General features: G+C 36.3%; 7 protein-coding genes. 2 read left to right on the plus strand and 5 right to left on the minus strand.

Translation table 11 applies throughout. The annotated features are described in order from the left end of the window. Nucleotides 1-46 precede the first annotated feature (46 nt). On the minus strand, nt 47-997 hold the full coding sequence (gene prmB / locus ACWIW0_RS04330) for a 50S ribosomal protein L3 N(5)-glutamine methyltransferase (protein WP_454452346.1): 951 nt from the start codon (nt 995-997) through the stop codon (nt 47-49). A gap of 90 nt (nt 998-1,087) precedes the next feature. Here prmB and smrB point away from each other — a divergent pair, with 90 nt between their 5' ends. After that, the gene (gene smrB / locus ACWIW0_RS04335; protein ID WP_454452347.1) at nt 1,088-1,639 is read left to right on the plus strand and encodes an endonuclease SmrB; all 552 of its coding nucleotides are present in this window, start codon (nt 1,088-1,090) and stop codon (nt 1,637-1,639) included. A gap of 113 nt (nt 1,640-1,752) precedes the next feature. Here the strand turns inward: smrB and ACWIW0_RS04340 are convergent, their stop codons facing one another. The 3 genes from ACWIW0_RS04340 to ACWIW0_RS04350 all read right to left on the minus strand — a co-directional run bounded on the left by ACWIW0_RS04340 (nt 1,753) and on the right by ACWIW0_RS04350 (nt 4,650). Continuing rightward, nucleotides 1,753-2,034 carry a DUF1294 domain-containing protein gene (locus ACWIW0_RS04340; protein ID WP_454452348.1) on the minus strand — a complete coding sequence of 94 codons (282 nt, stop codon included), beginning with the start codon at nt 2,032-2,034 and terminating at the stop codon, nt 1,753-1,755. Between the two features lie 85 nt (nt 2,035-2,119). Beyond that, complete coding sequence (gene glyA, locus ACWIW0_RS04345; protein WP_454452349.1) at nt 2,120-3,382, minus strand: serine hydroxymethyltransferase; 1,263 nt, start codon at nt 3,380-3,382, stop codon at nt 2,120-2,122. Between the two features lie 188 nt (nt 3,383-3,570). Further along, complete coding sequence (locus ACWIW0_RS04350) at nt 3,571-4,650, minus strand: porin (RefSeq protein ID WP_454452350.1); 1,080 nt, start codon at nt 4,648-4,650, stop codon at nt 3,571-3,573. 457 nt (nt 4,651-5,107) lie between these two features. On the opposite strand from ACWIW0_RS04350, the gene priC reads away from it, so the two are divergent. Beyond that, a complete protein-coding gene (gene priC / locus ACWIW0_RS04355) occupies nt 5,108-5,614 on the plus strand; it encodes a primosomal replication protein PriC (protein ID WP_454452351.1) in 507 nt (168 codons plus the stop codon). A gap of 41 nt (nt 5,615-5,655) precedes the next feature. Here priC and ACWIW0_RS04360 read toward each other — a convergent pair whose 3' ends face one another. Continuing rightward, entirely contained in the window at nt 5,656-6,417 is a 762-nt protein-coding gene (locus ACWIW0_RS04360; protein WP_454452352.1) for a Zn-ribbon-containing protein, read from the minus strand. Between the last annotated feature and the right edge of the window lie 34 nt (nt 6,418-6,451).

The following is a 6,451-nucleotide window of genomic DNA, read 5'->3' on the forward strand; positions in this document are numbered from 1 at the left end:
TAAGTTCGTCAATAATCTGAATGGGCCTTTAGCCTATTTTATCTATTCATTCAAATAGGTGTCTATAAGCTACTAATTGATCTCTCGTTAAACTAAACACACCTAACCCACCATTTTTAAATTCTAACCAGTTAAATGGCACGCTTGGGAATTGTTCAATTAGATGAACCATACTATTGCCAACTTCACAAACCAGCACACCATCGTGAGAAAGGTAATCTGCGGCTTGAGCAAGAATACGGCGAGTAATATCTAAACCATCTTCTCCAGAACCTAATGCCATCTCGGGCTCGTGATGAAATTCTTCTGGCATATCGGCAAGATCTTCTTCATCAACATAAGGCGGATTTGTCACAATTAAATCGTAATGATTGCGTGGTAATTCAGTAAAGAGATCTGATTGTAGCGGGAACACTTTGTGGGCAACTTGATGGCGTTCAATGTTGATTTCCGCTACGTTTAAAGCATCGACAGAGAGATCGACTGCATCAATTTCTGCATTTGGAAACCGTTCGGCACAAGCAATAGCAATACAACCACTTCCTGTACATAAATCTAAAATACGTTGTGGTTGAGTGCGTAAAATACCTGTTAGCCCTTGTTGGATCAACTCAGCAATTGGCGAACGAGGAATAATTACACGCTCATCAACATAAAATTCTAACCCTGAGAACCACGCAGAATTGGTTAAATAGGCAACAGGTTTGCGTAAGCCTAAGCGAGCTTTTACCATTTCAATAATACGATTTTTTTCTACATAAGTTAAGCGAGAGGCGTATAAAGTTTCTGGTACATCAATAGGCAAGGCTAATGCACTCAGGACTAATTGATTTGCTTCGTCCCACGCATTATCGTGTCCGTGCCCATAGTAGAGATCAGAGGCATTAAAATAGCTGTATGCCCAACGCATCATATCTACAATAGTTTCAAGGTCATTTTCTACTGGGGAAGAGTCGATTTCAGCTAATAAATCGAGGTTATAATGTGGTTCAAACATAAAACTTACCTATTTATCTAAAATTTACTGTGTTATACCATATTTCGGATTATGTTAGAATGGCAAGAGTAATTTTTAAGAGGAAGAATAATGCAAGAAGATGATTTATCTCTGTTTAGGGAAGCGATAAAAGGTACAAAGAAAATAAAACAAGACACTTTTGTACCAACTGTTCAACCACGCAAAAAAGTGAGTGAAATAAGAGAGTTAAAAGAACAGGCTGATACATTATTTTATTTTTCAGATGAATATGAACCACTTTTAACAGAAGAGAATGAAAAAGTACGTTATCGTCGTGAAGATATTGACCCTTATATTTTAAAACAGCTTCGTCGAGGAGATTTTTCACCAGAACTCTTTTTAGATCTGCATGGATTAACGAGAGAACAAGCCAAAAAAGAATTAGCGAGCTTGATTTTAGCGTGTGAGAAAGAACGTGTTTACTGTGCCAGTATTATGACAGGCTATGGCACAAGGGCATTAAAATATCAAATCCCACGTTGGTTAGTACAGCACCCCAAAGTGATTGCGTTACATCAAGCTCCAAAAGAGTGGGGCGGTAATGCTGCTATTCTGATTTTAGTTGAGCAGACAGAACGTGATTTAAGGTATGACAGGGATTTAACAACCTCCCCATTCTAAACCCGACAGCAGTATCCACGCTTGTGAACAGTTTTTTAATTTTGTGCAACTGCTACATAATACCGCAAAAAACTTTAGAGCAATCAGTTTTGGTAGCTCTTTTTTTGCGGGGTTTACGGTGCGAAGCTGATAAAATAATAAACTATCGCTGGTAATATAAATATCCAAAAGAAAAAGGATAAAATCACCACTGCGTGAAATTGCCAATGTTGTGTTTTATGTCTGCCATATTTCATCATTAAATAAGTCCCGAAAAATCCACCAGTAAGGCAAAAGAAGAATAAATTTGATTCTGGTACTCGCCACGCTTTTTCTATTGCTCGTTGTTTATCAATGTACATCAAATAAGCACTAATACAATTCACACAAATAAAATAGATGGCTATATATAACATTGTTATATCCACATTAAACATAAAAAAATAAAGCCCCGAACGTATTCGGGGTTTGTAAAACATTACAGCAATCTAACCGCTTATATTATGGGTAAACTGGCAAACGTTTGCAAATGTCTAATACTTTTGCTTTAGTTGTTTCGATAACCGCTTGGTGATTGTCTTGGTTAATGCTATCTAATACATCACACATCCAACCTGCTAATTCAACAACTTCTGCCTCTTTAAAACCACGACGAGTTACAGATGGAGTACCTACACGAATACCAGATGTAATAAATGGTTTTTGTGGATCGTTTGGTACGGCATTCTTGTTCACCGTAATATTAGCTTGACCTAAAGCGGCATCTGCTGCTTTACCTGTTAAACCTTTAGAAACTAAATCAACAAGGAACAAGTGGTTTTCAGTTCCATTTGATACCACGTTGTAACCACGTTGTTTAAATACTTCAACCATTGCTTTCGCATTCTTGATAACTTGTTTCTGGTACTCTTTGTATTCAGGCTCTAATGCTTCTTTGAAACATACCGCTTTTGCAGCAACAACGTGAACTAATGGACCACCTTGGTTTGCAGGGAATACAGAGCTTTGTAGTTTTTTGTATAATTCTTCATCTTTTGCATTAGAAAGAATTAAACCACCACGAGGGCCACCTAATGTTTTGTGTGTTGTGGTTGTAACGATATGTGCGTGAGGCAATGGGCTTGGGTAAACACCAGCTGCAATTAAACCTGCAACGTGAGCCATATCCACAAATAAATACGCACCAACTTCATCTGCGATTTCACGCAATTTTGCCCAATCTACGATTTGAGAATATGCAGAGAAACCACCTACGATCATTTTTGGTTTGCACTCTAATGCTTTTTGACGGATATCTTCGTAATCTAAGAAACCTTCTGCGGTAATACCGTATTGAACAGCGTTATAAATTTTACCAGAGAAACTAACACTTGCACCGTGAGTTAAGTGTCCACCGTGAGCTAAGCTCATACCTAAAATAGTATCGTGTGGTTGAAGTAACGCACCATAAACTGCTGCATTCGCTTGTGAGCCTGAGTGAGGTTGTACGTTTACATAATCTGCACCAAATAACTCTTTTGCACGATCGATTGCTAATTGTTCAACGATATCCGCATATTCGCAACCACCATAGTAACGTTTACCTGGATAGCCTTCCGCATATTTATTGGTAAATTGTGAACCTTGAGCTTCCATTACACGAGGGCTTGCGTAGTTCTCAGAAGCGATAAGCTCAATATGCTCTTCTTGACGACGGTTCTCATCTTGAATAGCTTGCCATAATACTGGATCGTAATCAGCGATATTCATATCACGTCTTAACATCGGTAAATCTCCTATAAAGTAATCGTTTGCGTAAATAAAAACTCGCACATTCTACGCATTTTTCAACAAATTCGGTAGTGTTTTTTTAACAAAAAAATATAACTATTTTATATTAAAAAGCAAAAAACAAGGCAAACATAAAAATGTCTGCCTTGTTTTTATCAAATTAGCGTGAATCTAATGAAATATTACCAGAATACGCGTAAACCTACACCGATATTGTTATCTGATGTTTTAGTTTTTGTTGTTGTATTATTAGCTGCATAAGTAGTTTTTGTTACTTTGCCTACGCTACCTTCAACATAAGTAAATACATTTTTATGTACTTGGTAAGAAGAACCTAACATAAACTTGTGGAATACATCTTTAGATACTGTTACGTTGTTCGCTTTATCTTTAGCTACACCATAACCATAGTTACCATATACCGCAACTTCAGGAGTTACTTGGTATTTAGCACCGACACGGAAACCGTTGAAGCGGTCTTTATCTTTACCTTCTTTATTAAATGAACCTGCATAGTCTGCAGCCAATGTTAAAGCATCAACAGTGTAAGATGCACCTGCTGCCCAAGCATCCTTATGGTGTTTAGTATTTGTGCCAGTCACAAAGTTATCACGAGTATAACCAGCAGCTACTTTTGCTGATTGACCTTCAGCAACTTTGAATTCATAAGTAACACCAGCACCGTAACCTGATTTTAATTTACCTAAGGCAACTTCGCCACTCGCATCACGATCTTCTGCAAAACGGTAATCCACACCTACTTGTAAACCTTCAACACCTTTGTAATCATAACGTACCACTGATTTACCAGAAGTTGTTAAAGTTGTGTCAAATACGCCATAAGCATTATCAAAACCAGCTTGACCGATGTCATCACCAATAGTTACTTGACGACCGAAAGACACTTCACCAAGTTGTTTACTACCCACACCTACATAAGCACGATGTGCATATAAATCACCGAATTGGTCTGTTGATTTAGCTCTGTCACCGCCATTAAAACGGAATTCTAAACGGCTAAATGCAAATAAATCATCGCCAAGAGTGTGTTTTGTTTTCACACCGAAACGTGAACCATCATTGTGTAAGTTAGTATGTGCACGTTTTGTAGTTTGATTATCTGTTTTAGATTTTTCGTTATCTAAACGTAAACGGATAGAACCATCGAAATCTACTTTTGTACCTTCATTTTCATAAACAGTGATTGCTGAAGCTGAAGTTGCGAATGCTGCTACTGCTAATGCTACTAGTGTTTTTTTCATAGTGTTCACCTTAATTTATTTTAGTTTCGTCAAATTACTCTCGTTAAGGTATAAGAGTAATCGCCAAGTACACCATTTACATCCATTGTCAATTTGGGTAAATGCTGATTGCGAGTGCATAGTGTCAGAATCGAGATAAAGTGTCAATATCTTAGGAACTTTTTTTAGTTTAAAAAATATTATTTAAAAACAACAAGTTACAAAATTAACTTTTAATTGAAGTAAACTTTCCTCTAAAACAGAGAATTACTCCACATCAAAATATAACCATAACCCATTGATAAATAATATATTTTTTTGATGTATCTAATTTAAGAAAAAGTTCAAAAAAATTGTGAACTATTTCACAAATTTAGAAAATATCTGTCACTTTGACTGTTTTATAAACACAAAAGCATATTACAAACATTTTATGTGTCGTTTATAATAGCTAGAAATAGATAAGATTGACATATTTATGACAAAGTTTACCCTTGCTATTCAGCAACAGTGCCAAATTTTTTCCCCTTTTTTGGAGAAAAAAGTGGAAATTTCATCAGACGTTTTTATTCTTTCTAAAGGTGTAGTTAGTGATTTTGTACAAGAAATAATGAAAACTTGTGAATTAATTAACCAACAAAGCAACGTATTTTATGTAGAGTTTTATACTCAACGCTTAGTACAACAATTTGATACATTAAAAAATGTGGTTGATAGATGCCATCAAGCAGAAACAGACGCTACACCTCGTTTCAAAAGTCAATACCGATTTGCAAAAAATGTGCATAAACTCCCCGTTTCACAACAGCTTGTAGAATATCAAAAAATTCATCGAGCATTAAACGAGAAATTAAGTTGGCTATTTGAGTTAAATCATCAGACGATAGACGAGCAGAAAAAGTTATCTATCCAAGCTCAAATAAAAGAAACGGAATATCGCATTCATAAATGTGCAGAAAAATTAATGGAATTAAATGACTTGTAATATTTTGTTACTCAGATCGCTAATCTCCCAACTTTAGGGAATTATAACTCCCAACTCAAATTAGACACCAATCGACAATTATCGCATTTAAAGTGAAAGATACTGTGTAAAGGTTGAGCAAGTTTCCAAGATTGTTGGCAACTTGGACAGAGGCGGTTATGTTCCAACTCTTTGTCTGTACCTAAGCGGTAAAGATAGTAATAAGTTGGAATTTGGGTATAGTTCTCTAATTCGGCACATAATGCTCTACCCTGTTGGCTTAATTCACTTTCTAAAGATGAAATCTGTTCCAAACTGATTTTCTCTAATACAGAGCCATTCATTTGTAACTGATCGCAGGCTTGCCAATCTTCTTGCCACTTTATCACTTTTTCGCTTAACTCAGTATCTCCAAGCTGATAAAGCGGAACTGGGCAGAAATCATCACCATTGTAAATTGGTGAACAGGTATCTAAATGTGTGGTGTATAGGATCTGGAAAGAAGGCTTATTTACGCTCGTTTCTTCCGCATTATAATCTCGCCCGACTATTTCAAAAAATTCCAAAGAAACACCCGCTTCTTCCGCTTGCAATAACGCTTCATTTACCCATTGATTATTCCATTTAGGCATTAAACTCTCTTGTTCTGGTGTGGAAAGTCGCACTTGAAATTCAGAATGGGTATCGAGTTGATGATGTGTTACTCCCATTTCTCGTCCAATAACTTGTCCATTAAAACGCCATTGATTTAATATTTGACTAATTAACGTAACGGGATCTTGCTCAAAATTTTGATAACTAAAATGGGCGATAACTTGGTACATATTTCACCTTTATTCTGCTGTTATTTGACGTTCT

This window comes from Ursidibacter sp. B-7004-1, from assembly GCF_053654055.1.

Coding starts and splice junctions, on each gene's coding strand:
- prmB (WP_454452346.1), bottom strand. CDS start 997: ATGTTTGAACCACATTATAACCTCGATTTATTAGCTGAAATCGACTCT.
- ACWIW0_RS04340 (WP_454452348.1), bottom strand. CDS start 2,034: ATGTTATATATAGCCATCTATTTTATTTGTGTGAATTGTATTAGTGCT.
- ACWIW0_RS04350 (WP_454452350.1), bottom strand. CDS start 4,650: ATGAAAAAAACACTAGTAGCATTAGCAGTAGCAGCATTCGCAACTTCA.
- smrB (WP_454452347.1), top strand. CDS start 1,088: ATGCAAGAAGATGATTTATCTCTGTTTAGGGAAGCGATAAAAGGTACA.
- priC (WP_454452351.1), top strand. CDS start 5,108: ATGACAAAGTTTACCCTTGCTATTCAGCAACAGTGCCAAATTTTTTCC.
- ACWIW0_RS04360 (WP_454452352.1), bottom strand. CDS start 6,417: ATGTACCAAGTTATCGCCCATTTTAGTTATCAAAATTTTGAGCAAGAT.
- glyA (WP_454452349.1), bottom strand. CDS start 3,382: ATGTTAAGACGTGATATGAATATCGCTGATTACGATCCAGTATTATGG.